This window comes from Kineococcus siccus (assembly GCF_009906795.1).
Classification (GTDB): Bacteria; Actinomycetota; Actinomycetes; order Actinomycetales; family Kineococcaceae; genus Kineococcus; species Kineococcus siccus.
This window is the reverse complement of record NZ_JAAALN010000007.1, coordinates 14,621-38,422: the sequence shown is the minus strand read 5'-3', so window position 1 is coordinate 38,422 and position 23,802 is coordinate 14,621. Positions and strand designations below refer to the sequence as shown.

19 protein-coding genes and 1 tRNA gene are annotated in these 23,802 nt (G+C 75.7%); 13 read left to right on the top strand and 7 right to left on the bottom strand.

Annotation, left to right across the window (positions count from 1 at the left end; all coding sequences use genetic code 11):
* Positions 1-92: 92 nt before the first annotated feature.
* Positions 93-1,580, bottom strand: coding sequence for an amino acid permease (locus GTR02_RS02295; protein WP_166605856.1), 1,488 nt, complete (start codon positions 1,578-1,580; stop codon positions 93-95).
* A gap of 91 nt (positions 1,581-1,671) precedes the next feature.
* Complete coding sequence (locus tag GTR02_RS02290) at positions 1,672-2,487, bottom strand: NAD-dependent epimerase/dehydratase family protein (protein WP_205708477.1); 816 nt, start codon at positions 2,485-2,487, stop codon at positions 1,672-1,674.
* Positions 2,488-2,739: 252 nt separating this feature from the next.
* On the opposite strand from GTR02_RS02290, the gene GTR02_RS02285 reads away from it, so the two are divergent.
* The 3 genes from GTR02_RS02285 to GTR02_RS02275 are packed head-to-tail and all read left to right on the top strand — an operon-like array spanning position 2,740 to position 8,988.
* Positions 2,740-5,298, top strand: a complete 2,559-nt coding sequence (locus GTR02_RS02285; protein WP_166605855.1) for a carboxylate--amine ligase/circularly permuted type 2 ATP-grasp protein — start codon at positions 2,740-2,742, stop codon at positions 5,296-5,298.
* A complete protein-coding gene (locus GTR02_RS02280; RefSeq protein ID WP_166605854.1) occupies positions 5,279-7,063 on the top strand; it encodes an N-acetylglutaminylglutamine amidotransferase in 1,785 nt (594 codons plus the stop codon). The genes GTR02_RS02285 and GTR02_RS02280 overlap by 20 nt, the downstream gene beginning before the upstream one ends.
* Positions 7,064-7,110: 47 nt before the next feature.
* Complete coding sequence (locus GTR02_RS02275; protein WP_166605853.1) at positions 7,111-8,988, top strand: S9 family peptidase; 1,878 nt, start codon at positions 7,111-7,113, stop codon at positions 8,986-8,988.
* A gap of 40 nt (positions 8,989-9,028) precedes the next feature.
* Here the strand turns inward: GTR02_RS02275 and GTR02_RS02270 are convergent.
* Positions 9,029-9,101 (bottom strand) — tRNA-Thr (locus tag GTR02_RS02270).
* 156 nt (positions 9,102-9,257) lie between these two features.
* Here GTR02_RS02270 and GTR02_RS24125 point away from each other — a divergent pair.
* From GTR02_RS24125 to GTR02_RS02245, 5 genes are read left to right on the top strand one after another with little or no spacing between them, the layout of a single operon-like run.
* Positions 9,258-9,545 (top strand): GNAT family N-acetyltransferase, encoded by a 288-nt coding sequence (locus tag GTR02_RS24125; protein ID WP_166605852.1) that lies wholly within the window; start codon positions 9,258-9,260, stop codon positions 9,543-9,545.
* Positions 9,546-9,589: 44 nt separating this feature from the next.
* Entirely contained in the window at positions 9,590-9,856 is a 267-nt protein-coding gene (locus GTR02_RS02260; protein WP_166605851.1) for a hypothetical protein, read from the top strand.
* A gap of 4 nt (positions 9,857-9,860) precedes the next feature.
* On the top strand, positions 9,861-10,970 hold the full coding sequence (locus GTR02_RS02255; RefSeq protein WP_166605850.1) for a substrate-binding domain-containing protein: 1,110 nt from the start codon (positions 9,861-9,863) through the stop codon (positions 10,968-10,970).
* 50 nt (positions 10,971-11,020) lie between these two features.
* The gene (locus GTR02_RS02250; protein WP_205708476.1) at positions 11,021-12,160 is read left to right on the top strand and encodes a Gfo/Idh/MocA family oxidoreductase; all 1,140 of its coding nucleotides are present in this window, start codon (positions 11,021-11,023) and stop codon (positions 12,158-12,160) included.
* Positions 12,157-13,095, top strand: a complete 939-nt coding sequence (locus tag GTR02_RS02245; protein ID WP_166605849.1) for a DUF6807 family protein — start codon at positions 12,157-12,159, stop codon at positions 13,093-13,095. The genes GTR02_RS02250 and GTR02_RS02245 overlap by 4 nt, the downstream gene beginning before the upstream one ends.
* A gap of 22 nt (positions 13,096-13,117) precedes the next feature.
* Here the strand turns inward: GTR02_RS02245 and GTR02_RS02240 are convergent, their stop codons facing one another.
* Positions 13,118-15,088 carry a protein kinase domain-containing protein gene (locus tag GTR02_RS02240; protein ID WP_166605848.1) on the bottom strand — a complete coding sequence of 657 codons (1,971 nt, stop codon included), beginning with the start codon at positions 15,086-15,088 and terminating at the stop codon, positions 13,118-13,120.
* Positions 15,089-15,229: 141 nt separating this feature from the next.
* Here GTR02_RS02240 and GTR02_RS02235 point away from each other — a divergent pair, with 141 nt between their 5' ends.
* Together GTR02_RS02235 and otsB are read left to right on the top strand one after the other, a co-directional pair.
* Positions 15,230-16,672 carry an alpha,alpha-trehalose-phosphate synthase (UDP-forming) gene (locus GTR02_RS02235; RefSeq protein WP_166605847.1) on the top strand — a complete coding sequence of 481 codons (1,443 nt, stop codon included), beginning with the start codon at positions 15,230-15,232 and terminating at the stop codon, positions 16,670-16,672.
* Entirely contained in the window at positions 16,669-17,472 is an 804-nt protein-coding gene (gene otsB / locus GTR02_RS02230; protein ID WP_205708475.1) for a trehalose-phosphatase, read from the top strand. Before GTR02_RS02235 ends, otsB begins: the two co-directional genes overlap by 4 nt.
* A 7-nt stretch (positions 17,473-17,479) precedes the next feature.
* Here the strand turns inward: otsB and GTR02_RS02225 are convergent, their stop codons facing one another.
* Both GTR02_RS02225 and GTR02_RS02220 read right to left on the bottom strand, forming a co-directional pair.
* Positions 17,480-18,661 carry a cation:proton antiporter domain-containing protein gene (locus tag GTR02_RS02225; protein WP_166605846.1) on the bottom strand — a complete coding sequence of 394 codons (1,182 nt, stop codon included), beginning with the start codon at positions 18,659-18,661 and terminating at the stop codon, positions 17,480-17,482.
* Between the two features lie 6 nt (positions 18,662-18,667).
* On the bottom strand, positions 18,668-19,150 hold the full coding sequence (locus tag GTR02_RS02220) for a cation:proton antiporter regulatory subunit (protein WP_166605845.1): 483 nt from the start codon (positions 19,148-19,150) through the stop codon (positions 18,668-18,670).
* 363 nt (positions 19,151-19,513) lie between these two features.
* Between GTR02_RS02220 and GTR02_RS02215 the strand changes: the two genes are divergently transcribed.
* The 3 genes from GTR02_RS02215 (at position 19,514) to GTR02_RS02205 (ending at position 22,970) form a co-directional block, all read left to right on the top strand.
* Positions 19,514-20,599: an ABC transporter ATP-binding protein gene (locus tag GTR02_RS02215; RefSeq protein WP_166605844.1), complete on the top strand. Its 1,086-nt coding sequence runs from the start codon at positions 19,514-19,516 to the stop codon at positions 20,597-20,599.
* Between the two features lie 115 nt (positions 20,600-20,714).
* The gene (locus GTR02_RS02210; RefSeq protein WP_166605843.1) at positions 20,715-21,989 is read left to right on the top strand and encodes a DUF4032 domain-containing protein; all 1,275 of its coding nucleotides are present in this window, start codon (positions 20,715-20,717) and stop codon (positions 21,987-21,989) included.
* An 84-nt stretch (positions 21,990-22,073) separates the two neighbouring features.
* A complete protein-coding gene (locus GTR02_RS02205) occupies positions 22,074-22,970 on the top strand; it encodes an NAD-dependent epimerase/dehydratase family protein (protein WP_166605842.1) in 897 nt (298 codons plus the stop codon).
* 4 nt (positions 22,971-22,974) lie between these two features.
* Here the strand turns inward: GTR02_RS02205 and GTR02_RS02200 are convergent, their stop codons facing one another.
* Complete coding sequence (locus GTR02_RS02200) at positions 22,975-23,484, bottom strand: MarR family winged helix-turn-helix transcriptional regulator (protein ID WP_338073519.1); 510 nt, start codon at positions 23,482-23,484, stop codon at positions 22,975-22,977.
* Positions 23,485-23,802 lie beyond the last annotated feature (318 nt).

The window sequence follows — 23,802 nt, the reverse complement described above, 5'->3', positions numbered from 1 at the left end:
GAGGCGTCCGGTGCGCGGTCGGCCGCCGCACCGCCGCCGCGCCCGCCTCGGACGTCACCGCCTGAGGGGCCGCCGACCGCGCACCGGACGCCTCAGCGCGCGGCGTCGTCCGCCGCCTCCCCCGCCAGGCCGCCGGTCATCGCGTACTCCTCCTCGGGCGACAGCACCAGGCGGTGCCGGCCGTGCAGCGCGAAACCCAGGAGGCCGATCGCGAACACCACGGCGATCGCGACGATGGCGGGCCGGTAGGTGGCGTTGAACAGGAAGCCGACGAAGACCACGAGGGCCAGGGCGCCCGCCAGCACCGCGCCGGGGACGCCGACCGGGCTGCGGTAGGGCCGCGTGGCCCGCGGGAACCGCCGCCGGAGCAGGACGAACGACACCATCTGCAGGACGTAGGCGACGACGGCACCCCAGACCGCGATGTTCAGGACGATCGAACCGGCCGCCTCGCTGCCGCTGAACTGCACGACGAGCAGCGCCAGGAAGCCGACCACGGCCCCGGCGAGCAGGGCCGCCCACGGCGTCTTGCGCGACCCCGTCAGCGACAGCGCCTTCGGGTAGTACCTCGCCCGGGAGAGGGAGTACACGTTGCGGCCGTAGGCGTACATGATCCCCTGCAGCGACGCGAGGAGCCCGATGAGGGCGAACGCCGACAGCACGGCCGCCAGGTCCCCGCCCGGGAGGATGGCGCGGAACCCGTCCAGCAGGGGTTCGTCGGACTCGCCGAGCGCCGCGGCCCCCGTGACGGCGGGGTTCAGGACGACGACCACGGCGCCCGTGACGACGAGGGTCGCGAGGCCCCACAGGCCCGCGCGCGGGATGTCGCGCGTCGGCGTGTGCGCCTCCTCGGCCGCCAGCGGCAGCTCCTCGATGCCCAGGAACAGCCACATGGCGAACGGCATCGCGAGCACCACGGGCCCGAGCCCGTGCGGCAGGAAGGTGCTCGCCCCGGGGTCGGGGGCGATGTCGAAGAGCTTGGCCCCCTCCAGCGCGTCGGAGGTCAGCGCGAGCACGGCGAAGACCGCGAGCACCAGCAGGGACAGCACGGAGACGACGAGGGCGAAGCGGAACGACACCTCGGCGCCGACGATGTTCAGCGCCAGGAACACCCCGTAGAGCAGGACCCACCACAGCCACGGCGGGAGCGACACCCCGAACAGCTCGGAGGTGATGCCGTCGGCGTAGGAGGCGGAGAAGTAGACGACGACCGCGGTCGTCGCCACGTACTCGATCGTCTCGGCCATCCCGGTGACGAACCCGCCCCACGGGCCCATCGCGGCGCGGGCGAAGGAGTACGCGCCGCCCGTGTGCGGCATGGCGGCGGACATCTCGCCGATGCTGCAGAGCATGGCGACGTACATCACCGTCACGAGCACGACGGCGATGACGAAACCACCCCACCCGGCGGAGCTGATGCCGTAGTTCCAGCCCGAGAAGTCGCCGGAGATGACGGCGGCGACGCCGATGCCCCACAACCCCCAGAACCCGGCCGAGCGCTTGAGCCCGCGCTTGTCGAAGTAGCCCTCCTCGGCGGAGGCGTAGGTCACGGACGGCCTGCGGGACGACGGGGTTTCCACGGGTCTCCTCCTCGACGGGCTCGGTGCTCCGCACCGTAGGGCCCCGAGCGCCTCCGCGGGGAGGATCCGGCCGGGCCGCCGCGCCGGGCCGTCAGGGGCGCGGCGGCCGCGACGTCGTCCCGAGGACGTACTCCGTGAACCCGCCGCCGACGAGGTCGAGGACCTCGTCGGGCTCCGCCCGGGCGAGCACGTCCGCCGCGAAGCGCTCGGCGTCGTCGAGCGGGTGGTAGCCCAGCGCCTCGCCCTCGGCCAGGGAGAACCACCGGCGCGTGTTGCGGGAGATGCCCCACACGGTCCGGAACCCCGGGGACGGCGCGGCGAGGCAGGCCTCGACGAGCCGCGCGGCGTCGTCGGGCGAGAGCCACGTCGACAGCGCGCGGACGTTCGTCGGCACCGCGAAGCAGCTGCCGATCCGCAGGGCGACGACGTCGAGGCCCGTGCGGTCGGCGTACATCCGGCCCAGGGACTCCCCCGCGGTCTTCGACCAGCCGTAGTAGGTGTCGGGGCGAGGCGGGGCGTCGGCCGGGACGCCCTGCGGCCCCGCGTCGGCGCGGGCCAGCATCCCGACCGCGTGGTTGCTGGAGGCGAGCAGGACGCGGGCCCCCGTGCGGGACGCCGCGTCGAGGACGCACCACGTGCCGTGCACGTTGACGTCCAGGACGTCGGGCCAGGGGCCCTCGACGCTGATGCCGGCCAGGTGCAGCACGGCGTCGGCGCCGTCGAGCGCGCGGGCCACGACCGCCGGGTCGGTGACCGAGCCCGTGCGGAGCTCGAGGTCGGGCGAGGCCACGACGTCGTCCGGGTGCGCGAGGTCGAGCAGCCGCAGGACCCGGCCGGGCCGGGCCAGCCGCTCGCGCAGGAGGCGGCCCATGCCGCCGCTCGAACCCGTGACCAGCAGCCGCTGCACCCGTTCCTCCTCCACCGAGCGCCCCGCAGGGCGCCGGGCGGTGCGTCGACCCTACGGCTCCCGCGCGGGCGTTCCAGGGGGCCGGCCGCGCGCAGGCGGGAGGTACCGGCCCGCAACCCGGCGGAAACCCGGCGGCAACACGCCGCAGGGAACCGCGCACTGGAGCGTCACAAGAGTTGACTGTGAGTGATAGTCGCAGGTCGTTCCGGGCGCGGCGGCCGCAGGGGCCGTTTCCCGGACTAGGTTGACGCGATGGGTGCGGAACTGACGCTCGGGGCGGAGGAGGAGCTCCACCTCATCGACCTCGAGCGGTGGGAGCTGTCCGCGCGGGCTCCGCAGCTGCTCTCCCGGCTCCCGGGGCGGTCCTACTCCGCGGAGCTGCAGCGCACGACCGTGGAGACGAACACCGACGTCGTGAGCTCGCTCTCCGCGCTGCGGGCCGAACTCGTGCGCCTGCGGCGCGGCCTGGTCGAGGTCGCGGCGCGTGAGGGACTCGGGGTCGCCGCCGTGGGGACGGCGCCGCGGTCGACGTTCGCCGACTTCGAGCTGACCGCGACGGGACGCTACGGGCGCATGCACGAGCAGTACCGCCTGCTGGTGGACGAGCAGCTCATCTGCGGGCTGCAGGTGCACGTGGGCGTCTCCGACCGCGACCTGGCCGTCGACGTGATGCAGCGCCTCGCGCGGGACCTGCCGACCCTGCTGGCCCTGTCGGCCAGCTCGCCCTTCTGGAACGGCCAGGACACGGGCTACGCCAGCATCCGCACCACGATCTGGCAGCGCTGGCCGAGCTCCGGCCCGACCGGCCCCCTGTCGTGCGCCGCCGACTACGACGCCCTCCTGGGCGACCTCATCACCTCCGGCGTCATCGCCGACGCCAAGATGGCGTACTTCGACGTCCGGCCCTCCGCGCACGCGCCCACGCTGGAGCTGCGGCTGTCCGACGCCTGCCCGGTCGTCGACGACGCCGTGCTCGTCGCCGGGCTCTTCCGGGCGCTCGTGCGCGCCGCCGAGCTGGACGCCGAGGCCGGGCGGCCGGTCCCCCTCGTGCCGGCACCGCTGTACCGGGCCGGGGTCTGGCAGGCCGCGCGCGGCGGGTTGTCCGGGCACCTGCTCGACGGCACGGACCACCCGCGCCCCCGGCCCGCGGCCGAGGTGGTCCGGGCGCTCGTCGCGCGGCTGCGCCCGCAGCTGGAGGAGCTCGGCGACGCCGACGACGTGGGCGAGCTCGCCGAGACCGCGCTCGCGCGCGGCAACTCCGCGGACCGCCAGCGCGCGGCCTTCGTCGAGCGCGGCGACCTGGACGACGTCGTGCGCCTCGTCGTGGCCGAGACGCACGGCGAGGCGGGCGCCGCCACCCCCGCCCCGCAGGCCCTGCGCCGCTACCGCGCCCGGGCCGGCGACGAGGCGATCGGTGCCTCGTCGCTGCCGCGGGCGGCCTACCGCGACGTCGTGGAGTTCGTCCGCGGGCTGGCGCCGGAGGACCTGGCGCGGCGGGAGGCCGAGAAGGCCGCCTGGTCGGCCGCGCACCACCTCGCCTTCGTCGTCGACGGGGCCGAGCAGCCGTTCGAGGTGGACCTCGTGCCGCGGATCATCAGCCCCCACGAGTGGGCCGAGCTGCGCACGGGCCTCGTGCAGCGCGCCCGGGCCCTGGAGTGCTTCCTGCGCGACGTCTACGGCGAGCAGCGGATCGTCGCCGACGGGGTCCTGCCCCCCGGCAGCGTCCGCGGCGCCCCCGGCTGGCGGGAGGAGGCCACGCGGCTGCCCGCGGACGTCGTGCGGGCGGCCGTGCAGGGCTTCGACTTGGTGCGCAACGAGTACGGCGGGTGGCGGGTCCTGGAGGACAACCTCCGCAACCCCAGCGGGGCCGCCTACGCGATCGCCACGCGGTCGCTGCTGGACGCCGTGCTGCCCGACCTGCCCCGGCCGGCCGGGCTGGCCGACCCGGCGACGGCGTTCGAGCTGCTGCGCTCGACCCTGCTCTCGGGGTCCAAGCCCGGCACCCGCGCCGCGCTGCTCTCCAGCGGGCCGGGCAGCGGCGCCTGGTTCGAGCACCGGCGGCTGGCGGACGGTGCCGGGCTGCTGCTCGTGGGCGCCGACGACCTGGCCGTCGTGCGCGGGCGCGTCGTGCACCGCGCCACGTCCGACCCGGTCGGCTCGCTGTACCTGCGCCTGGACGGCGAGCTCGTCGACCTGTGCGACGCGCGGGGCCGCCCGATCGGCTGCGAGGTCCTCGAGGCCGCGGCCGCGGGCGCCGTCGTGCTGGCCAACGCCCCGGGCAACGGCGTCGCCGACGACAAGGGCGTCTACCGCTCGGTGCCGGAGCTCATCGGCTACTACCTCGACGAGCGGCCGCTGCTGGACTCCGTGCCGACCTACCGCACGAGCGACGAGGGCGAGCGCCGGGCCGTGCTGGAGCGCGTCGGCGAGCTGGTGACGAAGCCGGTCGACGGCTACGGGGGCGCCGGCGTCCTCATCGGCCCCGCCGCGACGGCCGCGCAGGTGGCCGAGCGCCGGGCGCAGATCGCCGCCCGGCCGCGGGACTGGGTGGCGCAGGAGGTGGTGCAGCTGTCCTCGGTCCCGTCGCTGTCCGACGGCGTCCTGCACCCGCGCCACGTGGACCTGCGGGCGTTCGTGCACGTCACGGGCACCGAGCGGGAGGACTGCACGCTGGCGGACGTGGCCCTGACCCGCGTGGCGCCCGAGGGGAGCCTGGTCGTGAACTCCTCGCGGGGCGGCGGCGCCAAGGACACCTGGATCGTGACGGGCGACGACGACGGAGGGGGTTCCCGTGTGCGGGTTCGCCGGTGAGCTGAGGTTCGACGGGGGCAGGGCCGACGTCGGTGCCGTGACCCGGATGACGGCGTGCCTGGCGCACCGCGGTCCCGACGGGGAGGGCGTGCACACGCGGGGGCCCGTGGCGCTCGGGCACCGGCGGCTGTCGATCATCGACCTGTCGGCGGCGGGGTCGCAGCCCATGGTCGACGACGCGACCGGCCTCTCGGTCGTCTTCAACGGCTGCATCTACAACCACGAGGCGCTGCGGCGGGAGCTGCAGGCCCTGGGCCACCGCTTCGCGTCCACGTCGGACACCGAGGTCGTCGAGAAGTCCTACGCGCAGTGGGGCACCGACTGCGTCCAGCACTTCCTGGGCATGTTCGCGTTCGCGATCCACGAGCACGCGTCGGGCCGCGTGGTCCTGGGCCGCGACCGGCTCGGCGTCAAACCCCTGTACCTGGACGAGCGGCCCGGGCGCCTGCGGTTCGCGTCCACGGTCCAGGCCCTCCTGGCCGGCGGCGGGGTCGACACGTCGCTCGACCGCACCGCGCTGGCGCAGTACATGACGTTCCACTCCGTGGTGCCCGCGCCGCGCACCATCCTCGCGGGGGTCCGCAAGCTGCCGCCGGCGACCGTGCGGGTCGTCGAACCCGACGGCACGAGCCGCGAGCACGTCTACTGGGAACCCGACTTCTCCCGCGACCCCGACCGCGCGGACTGGACCTCCCGCGACTGGGAGGAGGCGCTGCTGGCGTCCCTGCGGGTCGCGGTGCGGCGGCGGACGGTGGCCGACGTCCCCGTGGGCGTCCTGCTCTCCGGCGGCATCGACTCGAGCCTCGTGGTGGCGCTGCTGGCCGAGGCGGGGCAGACCGACCTGGCCACGTTCAGCATCGGCTTCGACGCCGCGGGCGGGGAGTCCGGCGACGAGTTCGAGTACTCGAGCCTCGTGGCGCAGCGCTTCGGCACCGACCACCACCGCATCGCCATCGACTCCGCGCGCCTGCTGCCGGGCGTCGACGGCAGCGTGCGGGCCATGAGCGAACCCATGGTCAGCCACGACTGCGTCGCCTTCTACCTGCTCTCGCAGGACGTCTCGGCGTCGGTGAAGGTCGTGCAGTCCGGTCAGGGGGCCGACGAGGTGCTCGGCGGCTACGACTGGTACCCGCCCCTGCAGGGGGTTCCCCGGGGTGAGGCCGCGGAGGCGTACGCGCGGGTGTTCTTCGACCGCCGGTTCTCCCGCCTCGGCGACGTGCTGGCCCCGGAGTGGCTGCCCGAGCGCGACGTCGCGACCGAGTTCATCGCCGCGCAGTTCGCGCGCGCCGACGCGGAGACGTCGGTCGACGCGGCCCTGCGCAACGACACGACCGTGATGCTGGTCGACGACCCGGTCAAGCGCGTCGACAACATGACCATGGCGTGGGGGCTGGAGGCCCGCGTGCCGTTCCTCGACCACGAGTTCGTCGAGCTGGCCGGGCGGGTCCCGCCGGAGCTCAAGCTCGCCGACGGCGGCAAGGGCGTCCTGAAGCGGGCGGCCCGCGGGGTCGTGCCCGACGAGGTGATCGACCGGACCAAGGGCTACTTCCCCGTCCCCGCCGTCCGCCAGCTCGAGGGCCCGTACCTGGCGCGCGTGCGCGACGCGCTGACCGACCCGGCCGCGCGGCGGCGCGGGCTGTTCCCGCGGGCCACGGTCGACCGGCTGCTGGCCGACCCGAACGCCGAGCGCACCACGCTCGGCTCGAACGCGCTGTGGCAGCTCGCGGTGCTGGAGATGTGGCTGCAGGAGCACGGCGCCGGGTGAGCGGCCCCGCCACGACGGCGGGGGCCCCGGTGCTCCACGATGGGGCGATGGAGACGACGACGGCGCTGCCCGGCCTCGACACGGCGATCGCCTTCGCCGACGACCTCGTCGACGCCTGGGGCAGCTGGGGCCCCACGATGACGCCCGACGCGCGCACCGTGGCGTTCATCTCCGACCGCTCCGGCGTGCCGCAGCTGTGGATCCAGGACGTCGTGCTCGACGGCCCGACACCCGCGGCCCGGCACGTCCCGCTGTCCGCGGACCCCGTGGTCTCGGTGACGTGGGCCGCGGACAGCCGCTGGCTCGCGTGCGCCGTCGCCACGGACGGCGGGGTGCGCACGCAGGTCTGGGTCGTGCGCCCCGACGGCAGCGACGCCCGGCGGATCGCGGGCGACGCCCACGAGCACGCCGAGCTCGGCCCGTGGACGCGCAGCGGTCACCGGGTGGTCGTGACGTTCCCGCCCGACGGGGGCCACGGCACGCGCTCGTTCCTCGGCGACCCCGCGACGGGGCGGCTCGACCCGCTCGCCGTCGGCGACCTCTTCCACGTCCTCGACGTCTCGCTCGAGGAGCGGTTCCTCGTCCTCATCGACGGGGAGCGCGGCCAGCAGTTCTGCACGGTCGTCGACCGGCTCATGGACGAGCACTCCACGCTGCTCCCGCACGGCGCGACGGGCTCGACCGACGTCGCGCTGCTGCGGCCCGCACCCGAGGGCCACACGGGCCCCGTGTACGTCTACCTGGCCTCCGACGTGGGGCTGCCGCGCCGGCAGCTGATCGGGATGCCGTTCGGCCCCAACGGCTTCAAGGGCGAGCCGCGCACCCTGGCGTTCCGCGACGACGCCGAGCTGGAGGGCCTGGACGCCGACGACGCGGGACGCCTGCTGCTGCTCGTCTGGAACGTCGCGGGCTCCAGCGAGCTCGAGCTGTTCGACACCACCACCCACGACCGGACGACGATCCCGGGGCTGCCGGGCCTGGTGGCCGCGAACCCGGTGCTCTCGCGCGACGGCGGCAGCGTCGTCCTCGGCGTCGAGGGCCCGCAGCGGCCGCGCGAGCTGTGGCACGTCGACACCCTGACCCACGTCTGGAGCCGCGTCACGGAGGGGCCCCCGCTGCCGGAACGCCCCTGCGTCGTGCCGGTCCTCGAGACGTTCGAGGCGGAGGACGGCCTGGCGCTGACGGGCTGGCTGTACCGGCCCCCGGGCCAGGACGGTCCCGGCCCCGCGGTGCTGAGCCTGCACGGCGGCCCCGAGGCGCAGGAGCGGCCCACGTTCAACCCGCAGGCGCAGGCGCTGGTGGCCGCGGGTTTCACGGTGCTCGCGCCGAACGTCCGGGGTTCCTCCGGGTTCGGCCGCGAGTTCGTGCACGCGGACGACGTCGAGGGCCGCTACGGCGCGTTCGCGGACGTGCTGGCGTGCGCCGACCACCTCGTGCGGCGGGGCCTGGCCGACGCGGAGCGGATCGCCGTGACCGGGCGCTCCTACGGCGGGTACCTGACGCTCGCCTCGCTCGCCTTCTCCCCCGGCGTCTTCGCCGCGGGCATCGACATCTGCGGGATGTCGGACCTCACGACGTTCTACCGCGACACCGAGCCGTGGATCGCCGCGGCCGCGGTGTCGAAGTACGGCCACCCCGAGCGCGACCGCAAGCTCATCGAGGACGTCTCGCCGCTCGCCCGGGCGGACCGCATCACCGTGCCCCTGCTCGTGGTGCACGGTGAGCTGGACACCAACGTCCCGATCGGCGAGGCGCACCAGGTGGTGGCGGCGCTGCGGGCGCTGGGCCGTCCGGTCGACTACCTCGAGCTCACCGGCGAGGGCCACGAGTACCGGCGGGCGGCGTCGAAGAAGCGGCTGGCGGCCACGATGGTCCGGTTCCTGGCCGAGCACCTCCAGCCCGGGCGCGAGCCGGCGGGCAGCTGACCGGGCGGGGAGCTGACCGGGCGGGCGCGGCGGACGGCGGAGCCAGCAGGGGGACTCGAACCCCCAACCCCCGAATTACAAGTTCGGTGCGCTACCAGTTGCGCCATGCTGGCCGAGGCGGGGCGGCGCGCGCCCTGCGACCCGCTCATCGTAGCCGCGGGCGGCCCTCGCCCCGGGTCCCCGGCGGAGCCCGCGCCCGGTCGTGCGGCCGCCGGGAAGCAGGCGCCCGCGCCCGGCGTTGGCGCCGTCAGTCGATCCCGGGAGGCACCGTGGGCACCCAGCAGCTCGTCGTCACGCACGACGAGGTGGCGCACCGCTACGAGGGGCGCCTGGACGGCGAGCTCGTCGCCATCGCGGACTACGTGCCGCGCGACGGCGTCCTGGCCATGACCCACACCGAGGTCGCGCCCGAGCACGAGAACGAGGGCCTCGCGACGCAGCTCGTGCACGAGGCGCTCCTGGACGTCCGCCGGCGGGGCCTCAAGGTCCTGCCCGCGTGCTCCTTCGTCCGGTTGCACGTGCAGCGCCACCGCGAGGAGTACGCCGACCTCCTCTGAGGGCCGCGGCTGCGCGGCGGCGCACCGCACGGCAGGCTGGGCCCGTGGACGACTACCGCGCCTGGCAGGTGCTGGCTCCCAGCGGGTTGCTGCTCGTCGGGGCGGGGGTGAGCGTGGCGGTCGACGCCTCCACCCGGCGCGGGCGCAGCGGCGTCGCGCGCTGGGCCGGGCAGGGCACCGTGGGTCTCGTGGCCCTGAACGCGGGCCTGTGCCTGTTCGGCGAGGCCGTCAAGCGGCGCGCCCTGCACGACGTCGCGGAGCGCGAGGCCCACCGCCGCGGGCCCGAGCCGGAGGACCACCCGGCAGGATGACGGCGTGAGCGCCGCCAGCCCCCCCGACGACGCCGACTCCGCCGCGCGCCGCCGGCCGCGGCGGGGTCCGGCGGGGCCGGTGACCCTGGACGACGTGGCACGCGAGGCGGGCGTCTCGCTCGCCACCGCCTCGCGCGTGCTCAACGGCAGCACCCGCACGGTCGGCCGGGCCCTCAGCGAGCGCGTCGCCGACGCCGCCGCCCGGCTCGACTACTCCCCCAACGCCCAGGCCCAGGCCATGGCGCGCGGGCGCTCCGACGTCGTGGGGCTCGTGGTGCACGACATCGCCGACCCCTACTTCTCCACCATCGCGGCCGGGCTCATGACCCGGGCGGCCGCCGCCGACGTCATCGTGACGCTCGCGGTGACCGACGGGTCGCGGACCCGGGAGGTCGCGCAGGTCGCGGCCCTGCGCCGGCAGCGCGTGCGGGCGGTCGTGCTCGTGGGCAGCCGGTGGCGCGACGACGACAGCGTGGCCGCGCTCCGGGCCGAGCTCGACGCGTTCCGCGCCTCGGGCGGGCGGGTCGCAGCGGTCACGCAGGACGTCCTCGACGTCGACACCGTGCTGCTGGGCAACGCGGACGGGGCCGCGCAGCTCGCCCGCGCCCTGCTGGACGCGGGCTACCGCGAGTTCGTCGTGCTCGGCGGCCCGGGCGACCTGCTCACGGCGGCCGAGCGCACGGCGGGCTTCACCGGCACGCTCGCCGCGGCGGGCGTGGCCCCCGGGGACCGCCGGGTGATCGCGTCCCCCTTCACGCGCGACGGCGCCCACGAGGCCGTCACCCGGCTGCTCGGCTCGCCCGGCCGGCCGCGCACGGGGGGCGCTGCGCCGCCGTGCGTGTTCGCCGCCAACGACGTCATGGCCGTGGGCGCGATCGCGGCGCTGCGCGACGCGGGCCTGCGGGTGCCGGCCGACGTGGCGGTCGCCGGCTTCGACGACATCCCCACGCTGCGCGACATCACCCCCGCGCTGACCACGGTCCGGCTGCCGCTCAGCGACATCGGCGGGGCGGTGTTCGACCTGCTGGACGCGCCCGAGCCGGCGCAGCGCCGCGTGCAGCACGTCGACGGACGCGTGCTGCTGCGGGCGAGCACCCCGCGCGTCGCGGGCTGACGCGGCGGGGCGGGCGCGGGCCCGCCGCCCGCGGGGGCCAGGATGGGAGCGTGGAGAGCGCTTCCCCGACCGTCCGAGACCACCCCGTGCCCGCCGGCCGCCGCTACGACGTCGTGGTCGTCGGCACGGGGGCGATCGCCGAGTCGCACGCCCGGGCGCTGCGCGCGGCCGGGCCGCGGGTGCGCGTCGTCGCCGCCGTCGACGTCGACGCCGGGCGGGCGGAGGACTTCGCCCGGCACTGGGACGTCCCCCGCACCGCCACCTCCCTCGCCGAGGTCCTGGGCTCCGGCCCCGTCGACCTCGTGTGCATCTGCACGCCGCCGTCCTCGCACGTCGCCCTCGCCGAGGCCGCGCTGACCGCGGGCGCGAGCGTCGTCGTCGAGAAGCCCGTCGCGCTCTCCCTCGCCCAGGTGGACCGGCTGCTCGCCGCCGAGGCGGCCGCACCCGGCTCGGTCGCCGTCGTGTCGCAGCACCGCTTCGGCTCGGGCGTGCGCCGGCTCGCCTCGATCGTCGCGGACGGCTCGCTGGGCCGCCCGCTCGTCGCGACGTGCCTGACCCAGTGGTACCGGCCCGACGCCTACTTCCAGGTGCCGTGGCGCGGGACGTTCGCCCTGGAGGGCGGCGGGCCGACCACGGGCCACGGCATCCACCAGGTCGACGTGCTGCTCGCCGTCCTCGGTCCGTGGGAGGAGGTCACCGCCATGGCCGCGCGCGGCTCGCGGCCCACCGAGACCGAGGAGGTGTCCGTGGCCGCGGTCCGCTTCGCCGGGGGCGCCCTCGCGAGCGTCGTGAACTCCGTCGTCTCCCCGCGCGAGACGACCGTGATGCGCTTCGACCTCGAGCACGCCTCGATCGAGCTCGAGCACCTCTACGGCTACGGCGACGAGGACTTCACCGTCACCGCGGCCCCCGGGCACGAGGCGGCGCTCGCCGCGGCCTGGGCCCGCGAGCCGCGGGGCGTGCGCAGCAGCCATGAGGCGCAGTTCGCCGAGGTGCTCGCCGCCCTGGACGCGGGCCGGGTCCCGCCGGTCGCGCTCGCGACCTCACGCGACACCCTGGAGCTCGTCGCCGCGACCTACCGCTCCGCCTTCACGGGCCGCGCGGTGCGCCGCGGGGAGATCGGCCCCGACGACCCCTTCGCGCGCCGGATGGACGGCCCCGGTGCGGTGTGGCCGGGCGCGAGGCCGTGACCCCGCCCGGCCGCGAGCTCGTCGCGCGGCACGACGCGGTCGCGGGCGAGTTCACCGTGCGCTGCGGCGGCGTGGAGGTCGCCCGCTACGCCTACCGCCACGAGGTGCCGCAGCTGGAGGCCCCGCGCCCGTTCCTGCACCCCGTGCGCACGCTCGCGGGCCACCTGGTCTCCGGCTACCGGCCGGCGGACCACGTGTGGCACCGCGGGATCGCCTGGTCCCTGCCCCACCTGGGGCACGAGAACTTCTGGGGCGGGCCGACCTTCGTGCGCGGCGAGGGCTACGTGCAGCTGCCCAACGACGGGTCGGTCGACACCGTCGCCGTGCGCACCGCGACCGAGGGCTCCCCCGCCGACGGCGTGGCCCGGTTCGCCCACGACCTGGCCTGGACGACGCAGTCGGGCCGGCTCGTGGTGCGCGAGCACCGGGAACTCACGGTCCGCGACGCCGGCCCCGCCTGGGTGCTGACGTCGTCGTCGGCGATGACCAACGTCGGCGGCGCCCCGACCGCCATCGGCAGCCCCGCGACGGCCGGGCGGAGCGACGCCGGGTACGGCGGGTTCTTCTGGCGCGGCCCGCTGTCCTTCCGGGGCGGCGACGTCGTCACGGCCGACCGGGTCGGCGGCGACGACCAGCGCGGCCGGACCGCGGAGTGGATGGCGTTCTGCGGACGTCACGACGACGCCGACGCCACCTCGACCGTCCTGCTCCTCGACGCGGCCGACAACCCCCGCCACCCGCCGCCGTGGTTCGCTCGCAGCGAGGAGTACCCGGGCCTGTGCCCCGCCCCCTTCGCCGTCGAGGAGCTGCCGTTCGCAGCCGGCGCGACGCTGCGGTTCCGGCACGCCGTCGTCGTCGCGGACGGGGTGAGCGACCCGGCGCGGGGGGCCTCGCTGGCCGGGCACGGCCGGCGGGCGCTCGCGGCGGAGGCCTGACGCGCCGCCAGGGCGCGCGCGCTCAGAACAGCTGGAACGGCGACTGCGACAGCGGGGTCCAGTCGGGTCCCTGCGCGCCGAGCGCGGTCAGCAGCGCGGCGACCGCGACGAGGAGCAGGACGCCGATGACGACCCCCGTCTCGCGCTCACCCCGCAGGAGGCTCCGCACGAGGGTGCGCCCACCCCGCTGCAGGGGACGGCTGCCGGGGCCGTGCCAGCCGACCAGCACGCCGGCGAGGCCGCCGAGCGCCAGCAGCGCCGGGGACCCGGGGTCCGCCGCGCCGCCGCCCTGCGTGAGCGTCGCGCCGATGAACACCACGCTGAGGCCCACGAGGACCGGGATGATCGCGGCCACCGCGGTGGACAGCACGGCCCGCACGACGTGCCACGGCGTGGCGAAGCCGACCGCGAAGACGTCGCTGGAGCGGGGTCCCGCCTCCCAGCGGCGACGGAACAGCCCGGCGGCGGCCCGGTCGACCGTGCGGGCGAGGACGCTGAGCACGAGCACGAGGAGCACGCCCGCGGTGGGGGCGACGGCGAAGACGCCGACCAGCGCGACCAGCCCCGCCAGCAGCGTCCAGCTGCGCTGCGGCCGGGCGGGTTCGCCGCTGGTGCCGAGGCGGGTGGGCCGGGCGCCCTGCTGTCCCGGCCCGACCTGCTGTCCCGGCCCGACCTGCTGACCCGGCCCGACCTGCTGACCCGGCCCGACCTGCTGACCCGGCCCGAACGGCTGTCCCGGCCCGAACTGCTGTCCCGGTGGCCCCGGCGGCGCACCGAACTGCTGGGTCCGCGCGGCCGGCGGGGCCGGGGAGGCGTGACCCGGGCCCGGCACCCCGGGGATCCAGCCGGGCGGCGCCTGCTGCGCCCGGCGGGCGGCGTCGCCCCCCGCCACGTCACGCCCCTCCCCGCGGCGTCCGACGGCGGGCAGCACCGACGTCGCGTCGGCGGCGGGCGGCACCGCGGTCGTCGCCGCGGCGGACGGGGGCGGCGGCGCGACGGGAACGGCGGCGGTCTCGGGGGCCATGAGGGCGGAGAACCGCGACGCGGTCGCGCCGCGCGGCGGCGTCTGCGGCACCGCGCCCGTCGTGGCGCCGTCCAGGGCCCGCAGGAGGACGGCCGGGTCCGGGCGGTCCGCGGCGTCGACGGCGAGCGCCGCGAGCAGCGGGGCCCGCAGCGGGCCGGGGACGCCCGCGAGGTCGACGTCGGCGCGCCGGACGCGGTCGAGGACCACCTCCATGGGGCCCTTGCCGAAGGGCGCCCGCCCGCTCGCGGCGTAGGCGACGGTCGCGGCCCAGCCCCACCAGTCGGTGGCCGGCGAGACGTGGCCGCCCGCGACGACCTCGGGCGAGAGGTAGCCGGGCGTGCCCATGACGAGCCCCGTGGACGTCAGCCGGACGTCGTCGGCGACGTGGGCGATGCCGAAGTCGATGACGACGGGCAGGCCGTCGAGGAGCAGGACGTTGCCGGGCTTGAGGTCGCGGTGCACGACGCCCGCCGCGTGGATGGCGTGCAGCGCCTCCGCGAGGCCGTGCCCGAGGTCCCGCAGCGCCGTCCCGGTCAGCGGCCCGCGCGACTCGACGACGGCGTCCAGCGGCATCCCGGGCACGTAGCGCGTCACGAGGTGGGGCCAGGGCCCCTCCACGTCGGCCTCGAGGACCTCGGCCACGCGGGGCGAGCGGACCCGCTCCAGGGTGGCCACCTCGCGCACGAGCCGCTGCCGCGCGTGCGGGTCCGCGGCGATGTGGGGCTTGAGCACCTTGAGCGCGACCGCGCGCTGGTCGGGGTCGAGGGCGAGGTAGACGACGCCCATGCCGCCCTCCCCCACGACGCGGTCGAGGCGGTAGCGGCCCAGCCGCGACCCGGGCGCCGGCGCGTGCTGGCCGGGCGCGAAGCCGAGCGAGGGCGTGTCGTGCGCGAGGGACGGGCGCGCGCCCCCGTCCCCGGCCGGGCGCGGGGACGCGTCGCCGGGGGACCGGGGGAAGGGGGTGACCACGACCGCAACGGTACGACAGGGCGGCCCCGGCGACCTCGTCCTCCGGACGGGGCTCGCGGGCGCCGGCGTCCACCGACGGGTGGACGGCGGTGGCGGCCGGTAGTGTCCGGACCACGATCACCGACGGAGGAGGACCACCCCATGGCCGGCGACTACGACCTGGTGGTGGTGGCCAACCGCCTCCCCGTCGACCGCGTCGAGGAGCCCGACGGCGGCACGTCGTGGCGGCGCAGCCCCGGCGGCCTCGTGACCGCGCTCGAACCGGTCATGCAGCGCGAGGACGGCGCCTGGGTCGGCTGGGCCGGGGCGCCCGGTGAGCCGCCCGAGCCCTTCGACGCCGAGGGCGTGCGGTGCGTGCCGATCGGGCTGTCGGCCGAGGAGGTCGAGGACTACTACGAGGGCTTCTCCAACGGCACCCTGTGGCCGCTCTACCACGACGTGATCGTGGCGCCGGGCTACCACCGCAGCTGGTGGGAGGCCTACGTCGCGGTCAACGAGCGCTTCGCCGAGGCCGCGGCCGAGCAGGCCGCCGAGGGCGCCACCGTCTGGGTGCAGGACTACCAGCTGCAGCTCGTGCCGCGGATGCTGCGCCGCCGCCGGCCGGACCTCTCGATCGGCTTCTTCAACCACATCCCCTTCCCGCCGTTCGAGATCTTCGCCCAGCTGCCCTGGCGCGCGGCGATCATCGACGGGCTGCTGGGCGCCGACCTCATCGGGTTCCAGCGCGCCGCCGACGCCAACAACTTCACCCGCGCGTGCCGCCGGGCGCGCAACCTGCCGGCCCGGGCCGGGCGGATCCGCCTCGACGCCGAGGAGGGCCGCGAGGTCCGCGCCGCGTCGTTCCCCATCAGCATCGACTTCGGGGCGCTGGACCAGCTCGCCCAGCGCGACGACGTCAAGGCCCGCGCCGCGGAGATCCGCCACGAGCTGGGCGACCCGGAGCACGTCCTGCTGGGCATCGACCGCCTCGACTACACCAAGGGGATCCTGCACCGCCTCAAGGCGTTCGAGGAGCTGCTCGACGACGGCCGCGTGCAGGTCGGCGAGGCCGCGCTCGTGCAGGTCGCCACCCCCAGCCGCGAGCGCGTCGAGCAGTACGTGCAGCTGCGCCAGGACGTCGAGGTCACCGTCGGGCGCATCAACGGCACCTACTCGACCATCGCGCACACCGGCGTGCACTACCTGCACCACTCCTACGGGCGCGAGGAGATGGCGGCGCTGTTCCTGGCCGCCGACGTCATGCTCGTGACCGCGCTGCGCGACGGCATGAACCTCGTCGCGAAGGAGTACGTCGCCGCGCGGCACGACGAGCGGGGCGTCCTCGTCCTCTCGGAGTTCACGGGGGCCGCCGACGAGCTGGGCCAGGCGCTGATGATCAACCCGCACGACATCGACGGCCTGAAGGACACCATCGTGCGGGCGCTCGCGATGTCCCCGCGCGAGGCGGGGCGGCGGATGCGGGCCCTGCGCCGGCGGGTCGGCGACCACGACGTGCAGCGGTGGGCCGCGTCGTTCCTGGACGCGCTCGCGCAGCACCACGCCGAGCACAACCCGCAGGCGGCCGCGGCGGAGCGTGCGTCGTGAGCACGCGCGCGGTCGACGTCCTGCGCCCCTCGCTGGTCGCGGCGCTCGAGGCCTTCGCCGGGCGCGGCCGGGTCCTCGTGGCCCTCGACTTCGACGGCGTCCTGTCCCCCATCGTCGAGGTGCCCTCGGCCGCCCGCGCGCTGCCCGCCTCGGCGCAGGCGCTCGCCGAGCTGGTCCGCACGACGGACGTGGCCCTCGTCTCGGGGCGCGACATCACCGACCTCGCGGCCTGCGCGGAGCCCCCGCCGGGCGTCCGGCTCGTGGGGGGCCACGGCACCCAGAGCTCGCTCGACGCCCCCGGCGGCGGGCGCCGGCTGGACGCGGCCGAGCAGGCCCTGCTGGAACGCCTGGGCGAGGAGCTCGACGCCCTCGTGGCGGCGCACCCCGGCACGTCGGTCGAGCGCAAGCCCATGTCGGCCGTCCTGCACACCCGGGCCGCCGACCGGGTGGTCGCGGTCGAGGCGACCCGCGCCGCCCTGGCGGGGCCCGCGGCCCTGCCGGGCGTGCACGCGCTGCGCGGCAAGGAGGTCGTCGAGCTGGGTGCGGTGCCCCTGGGCAAGGGCGCCGGGCTGCTGCGGCTGCGCGAGGCGCTGGGCGCCGCGGGCGCCCCGGTCGAGGCCGTGCTGTTCGCGGGCGACGACGTCACGGACGAGGACGCCTTCGCGGTCCTCGACCCCGACGCGGGCGACGTGACGGTCAAGGTCGGCCCGGGTGACACCCGGGCCGGGCACCGGGTCGCCGACCCGGCCGAGGTGGCCGTGCTGCTGACCCACCTCGCCGCGCTGCGCCGCACGCCCTGACCGCGGGTCAGCGGGCGGTGGCCGCCCGCTCGCGCTGCCGGCGCACGTAGCGACGCGCGACGGGGTCGGCCCAGCGCGCGAGCAGGGGGCCGAGCACCGCCATCGACAGCACGTAGGCGGCGGCCAGCGCCGCGAGCTGCGGGTCGAGGCCGGCCGCGGTGGCGAGGCCCGCGATGACGATCGAGAACTCCCCGCGCGGCACGAGCGCCGCCCCGGCGCGGATCCGGCCGGGGACGGCGATGCCCGCCCGCTTCGCGGCGAACCACCCCGTGACGAGCTTGGTCAGGACGCCGAGGACGACGAGCCCGGCGGCGGGCAGCAGCACGGGCGGCAGCGTGCTCGGGTCGGTCGTCAGCCCGAAGCTCACGAAGAACACGGCGCCGAAGAGGTCGCGCAGCGGCTCCAGCGAGCGGTGCGCCTCCTCGTCGAGGTCGTTGGACAGCGCGATGCCGAGCAGGAACGCGCCGACCGCGGCCGAGACGTGCAGCTGCTCCGCGACCCCCGCGACGAGCAGCGCGAGCCCGAGCACGCGCAGCAGCGTCACCTCGTTGGACCCCGCCGAGACGAACCGGGAGATCACGGCGCCCCAGCGCAGGGCCACGACGAGCGCGACGGCCAGGCACGCCAGGGCGACGGCGACCGAGCCGGTCGCCTCCCACACCCCCGAGGCCGCCAGGACGGCGGTCAGCACGGGCAGGTAGACGGCCATCCCCAGGTCCTCGAGCACGAGGATGCCGAGGACGCTGGGCGTCTCCCGGTTGCCGAGCCGGCCGAGGTCGGCGAGGACCTTGGCGACGATGCCCGAGGAGCTGACCGCGGTGATCCCGAACATCGCGAGCGCCCCGACCGGGCCGTAGCCCAGGAGCAGCCCGAAGGCGGCCCCGGGGAGGCCGTTGAGGAACAGGTCGAGGACGCCGACGGGCGCCTGCCGGCGCAGGTTGCCCAGCAGGTCCCCCGCCGTGTACTCCAGCCCCAGCAGCAGCAGGAGCATGACGACGCCGATCTCGGAGGCGGCGTCGAGGAACTCCTCGGGGGCGTTGAGCGGGAAGATGCCGCCAGCGCCGAACGCCAGGCCCGCCAGCAGGTAGAGCGGGACGGGGCTGATGCCCAGCGTGCCCGCGAGCCGGCCGACGAGGCCCAGGCCGAGGATGACCGCGCCGAGCTCGATGAGCAGAGCAGCGGTGTGCACCCCGGCTCAGCCGTTCGCGAGGACGTCCGCGGTGGCGCGGACCCCCTCCTGCGTCCCGACGACGACGACCTTGTCGCCCGCCTGGAAGCGCTGGGAGGGTGCGGGCGACGGGAGGACCTCGCCGGCGCGGACGAGCGCGACCACCGAGGCCCCGGTGCGGCTGCGGATGGCGGCGTCGCCGAGGGTGCGGCCGTCGAAGGGCGAGCCGGGCTCGACGTAGATGCCCTCCGTGGCCAGCCCCTCGACCTGCTCGCGCAGCCGGGCGAGGCGCTCGACGACGCGCGGCTGGCCGAGCAGCTCCGCGAGCACCTCCGCCTCGTCGGGGTCCAGGTCGACCACGGCGTGGCACGCGTCGGGGTCGTCCTGGGAGTACAGGAGCAGCTCACGGTCCCCGCCGCGCTGGGAGACGACCCCGATCCGGCGCCCGCGCGCGGTCGTGAAGTCGTGGCGCAGCCCCACGCCCGGCAGCTTGGTCTCTTCCAGGTCCACGCCCCGATCCTCCTCCACCGCCGGGGCCACCGGCGACCAGGCCACCCCCGGACGCCGCGGCGGGCGTCCACCCGGGTGAACACCGTGTGGGCTGCATCACATCCCTGGACGGACGCGGATCCGTAGGACAGGATCTGGCTCACCGCGGCGCCGCGACCTCGTGTGGGGACGGCACCACGGGGTCGGAGTCGCAGGTGACTCCCGCTCGGCCCACTTCGACGTGGACCTCCGGCGGGGCCCCGTGCCCCCGGCACAACCACACACACCCGCAGTGCCACGGCGAGCCCGGCTCGCCCACCGCACCGGGTCCATTCCACGACGGATCGTCCGGCACGTACCTGCCGGTGGAGAGGAAAGACGACGATGGCCACGGTCACGTTCGACAAGGCGACGCGCATCTACCCCGGCGGCGACAAGCCCGCGGTGGACGCCCTCGACCTGCACGTGGAGGACGGCGAGTTCCTCGTCCTCGTCGGCCCCTCGGGCTGCGGCAAGTCCACCTCGCTGCGGATGCTCGCGGGCCTCGAGGACGTCAACGGCGGTCGCATCCTCATCGGCGACCGCGACGTCACGACGGTCCCGCCGAAGGACCGCGACATCGCGATGGTGTTCCAGAACTACGCGCTGTACCCCCACATGACGGTCGCCGACAACATGGGCTTCGCCCTGAAGATCGCCGGCACCCCCAAGGACGAGATCAAGCGCCGCGTGCAGGAGGCGGCGAAGATCCTCGACCTCGAGGCCTACCTGTCCCGCAAGCCGAAGGCCCTCTCGGGTGGCCAGCGCCAGCGCGTCGCCATGGGCCGCGCCATCGTCCGCCAGCCGCAGGTCTTCCTCATGGACGAGCCGCTGTCGAACCTCGACGCCAAGCTCCGCGTGCAGACCCGCACGCAGATCGCGTCGCTGCAGCGCCGCCTCGCCGTCACGACCGTCTACGTCACCCACGACCAGGTCGAGGCCATGACGATGGGCGACCGCGTGGCGGTCCTCAAGGACGGTCTCCTGCAGCAGGTCGACACCCCCCGCCGCATGTACGACCACCCGAACAACGTCTTCGTCGCGGGCTTCATCGGCTCCCCCGCCATGAACCTGCTGACGCTGGACACCACCGACGGCGGCGTGAAGTTCGGCGACACCGTGCACCCGGTCGAGCGCGCGGCGCTCGCCGCCACGGGCGACAAGCTCACCCTGGGCGTGCGCCCCGAGGACCTGGAGCTCTCCGACCAGGGCCTGCCGGTCATCGTGGACGTCGTCGAGGAGCTCGGCGCCGACGCCTACATCTACGGCACGCTGCGCGGCGAGGGTGGCCCGGCCGGCGGGGACCTGCAGGTCATCGCGCGCGTCGACGGCCGCCGTCCCCCGGAGAAGGGCTCGACCGTGCACTTCACCCCCAAGGCGGGTCACGTGCACCTGTTCGACGACAAGTCCGGCCTGCGGATCGGCGCCTGAGCGTCCCGCACCGCGAACGACGGGGCCGTCACCTCTGCCGAGGTGGCGGCCCCGCCGTCTGCCCGCGCTCCGCCCGGCGCCCACCCGGCAGGACAACCGCTCCCGGAGGGGCATGATGATCCCCGTGAGCACGCCCACGACGACGACCTCGCTGCAGATCACCGCCGCCCGGCCGTACCCGGAGCTGCTGGACCTGCCGTGGCAGGTGCCGCTCGAGGAGTGGCCCGAGCACCACCTCGCCGCGCTGCCGCGCGGCATCTCGCGGCACGTCGTGCGGTTCGTGAAGCTCGGCAGCCGCGTGCTCGCCGTCAAGGAGACCAACGCGGAGATCGCGCACCGGGAGTACCGGATGCTGCGCCTGCTCAACCGCCTCGAGGTGCCCTCGGTGCAGCCCGTGGCCGTCATCACCGGGCGCACCGCGCCCGACGGCGAGCCCCTGAACTCCGTCCTCATCACGCGGCACCTGCAGTTCTCGCTGCCCTACCGCGCGCTGTACAGCCAGACGCTGCGCCCGGACACCGCCAAGCGCGCCGTCGACGCCCTCGCCGTGCTGCTCGTGCGGCTGCACCTGACCGGCTTCTACTGGGGCGACGTGTCGCTGTCGAACACGCTGTTCCGCCGCGACGCCGGCGCCTTCGCGGCCTACCTCGTCGACGCCGAGACGGGCGAGCTGTACGACGTCGTCTCCGACGGGCAGCGCGAGTACGACCTGGACGTGGCGCGCACCAACATCGCGGGCGAGCTGATGGACGTCGTCGCCAGCGGCGCCCTCGACGCGGACATGGACGAGGTCCTGGCAATCTCCGACCGGATCATCTCCCGCTACCGGACCCTGTGGCAGGAGCTCACCGAACCCGAGTCCTTCGGCCGCGGCGACCGCTGGCGCGTGGACGCGCGGATCCGCCGGCTCAACGAGCTGGGCTTCGACGTCGGCGAGCTCGCCATCACGACCGACATCGACGGCACCACGGTCCGCATCGAGCCCAAGGTCGTCGACGCGGGTCACCACTCCCGCCGGCTGCTGCGCCTGACGGGCCTGGACGCCGAGGAGAACCAGGCGCGGCGCCTGCTCAACGACCTCGACGCCTACCGGGCCGCGACCGACCGGCAGAGCGACGACGAGGAGATCGTGGCCCACGACTGGGTGGCCGCGGTCTTCGAGCCCGTCCAGCGCCACGTCCCGCGCGAGCTGCGCGGGAAGATGGAGGCGGCCGAGCTGTTCCACGAGGTCCTCGAGCACCGCTGGTACCTGTCCGAGCGGGCCGGGCGCGACGTCGGCATCGAGGAGGCCGTGGACTCCTACGTCGTGGGCGTCCTGCCGGACAAGCCGGACGAGCGCGCGGTCCTGGGCGTCGACACCGAAGCCATCCGGGTCATCGCCGACCGGTGACCGGGTTCCCCCCAGCACGACCGACCGGAAGAGGACGATGACGTTGTCCCACCTGCCCCTGCCCGCCCGCACCGGGGCCCTCGCGTGAGCGCCGCCCCCGAGGGTGGCCGCGTCGCCGTCACGGGTGCCGGCGGTGGTCTCGGCCGCGTCGTCGTGGCCGACCTCGCCGCCCACGGCTGGAGCGTCCTGGCCCTGGACCGCACGCCGCCGCCCGGCTGGTCGGGCGACTTCGTGGCCGTCGACCTGACCGACTACGGCCAGGTCCTCGAGGTGCTCTCGGGCGGCACGGACGAGCGCGGCCCCCGCGTCGACGCCGTCGTGCACCTCGCCGCGGTGCCCTCCGCCGGGCTGATGCCCAACGCGGCGACGTTCGCCAACAACGCGCCCGCGACCTACAACGTGTTCCAGGCGGCCCGTCAGGCCGGCATCGACAACGTCGTGTGGGCCTCGAGCGAGACCCTGCTGGGCATCCCCTTCGACACCCCGCCGCCGTACGTGCCCCTCGACGAGGAGTACCGCGTGCGGCCGGAGTCCACGTACTCGCTGGTCAAGGCGCTCGAGGAGGAGATGGCCCACCACTTCTGCCGGTGGAACCCCGACCTCACGATGACGGGCCTGCGCTTCTCCAACGTCATGTCGGTCGACAAGTACGCGGCGTTCCCCTCCTTCGACGCCGACGTGGCGTCGCGGCAGTGGAACCTCTGGGGCTACATCGACGCGCGCGACGGCGCGCAGGCCGTGCGCCTGTCGCTGCAGCGCGCGGAGTCCGGGGTCGAGGTGTTCATCATCGCCAACGCCGACACGGTCATGAGCCGCTCGAGCGCCGACCTGGTGGCCGAGGTGTTCCCGGGCGTGGAGGTCCGCAAGGAGCTCGCCCCGCACGAGACGCTGCTGTCGATCGACAAGGCCCGCCGGGTGCTGGGCTACGAGCCCCGGCACTCCTGGCGCGGCGAGGTCGGGTTCCCGCCCGCCGACCTCTGACGGCTCAGCCCTGGCCGGAGCACCGGCTCCGCGCCAGGGCGGTCGCGGCGAAGCGGCCACCCGGGTCGAGCACGCCGAGGATGGCCGAGGCGACCTCGTCGAGCTGGTCGAGGTGCTCGGGGGCCAGCGGGTCGAACACCAGCTGCCGCACGTGCTCGACGTGCCCCGGCGCGGTCTCCTCCAGCTTCGCGAGGCCCGCGTCGGTGAGGACGGCGACCTGCCCGCGGCCGTCGTCGGTGCTGCGCTCGCGGCGCACGTAGCCGTCCTTCTCGAGACGGGCGACGACGTGCGACATGCGCGAGGGGCTGGCGTTGGAGCGGGCCCCGAGCTCGCTCATGCGCAGGCGGTGGTCGTCCTCCTCCGAGAGCATCGCGAGGGTCAGGTAGGCCGTCGCGGTGAGGTCGGCGTCGCGCTGCAGCTGCGCGTCCAGGGCCGCCGGCAGCAGCTGCATGAGGGCGGCCAGCCGCAACCACACGCGGCGCTCGTCCGGCGAGAGCCAGCGGGGTTCGGTCACGGGTCCTCCTCGGTTGTTGCGGCTTCAAATTGTTGTCCGCCCCGCCGGTCGTGTCAAGCGGGCGCCCGCCCACCGCGGCGGCGCGCACCGGTCCCATCCTCGACCACGCCCGCGCGGCGCCGACAGGGGCACCGGCTCCCGCGAGCCGGTCCCGCCGGACGCGGGGGCCACCCCCGTCCGGCCCAGCGCGCGCCGCTGCGCGCACGGCGCACGACGCCCCGTTGACACCGCTGGGGCGCAGCCCTACGTTCGCCGCACTCCCCCTGTGCACCACCCGTGCACCGGGCGGCAACGACGCCTCACCACCGGGAGAACCTC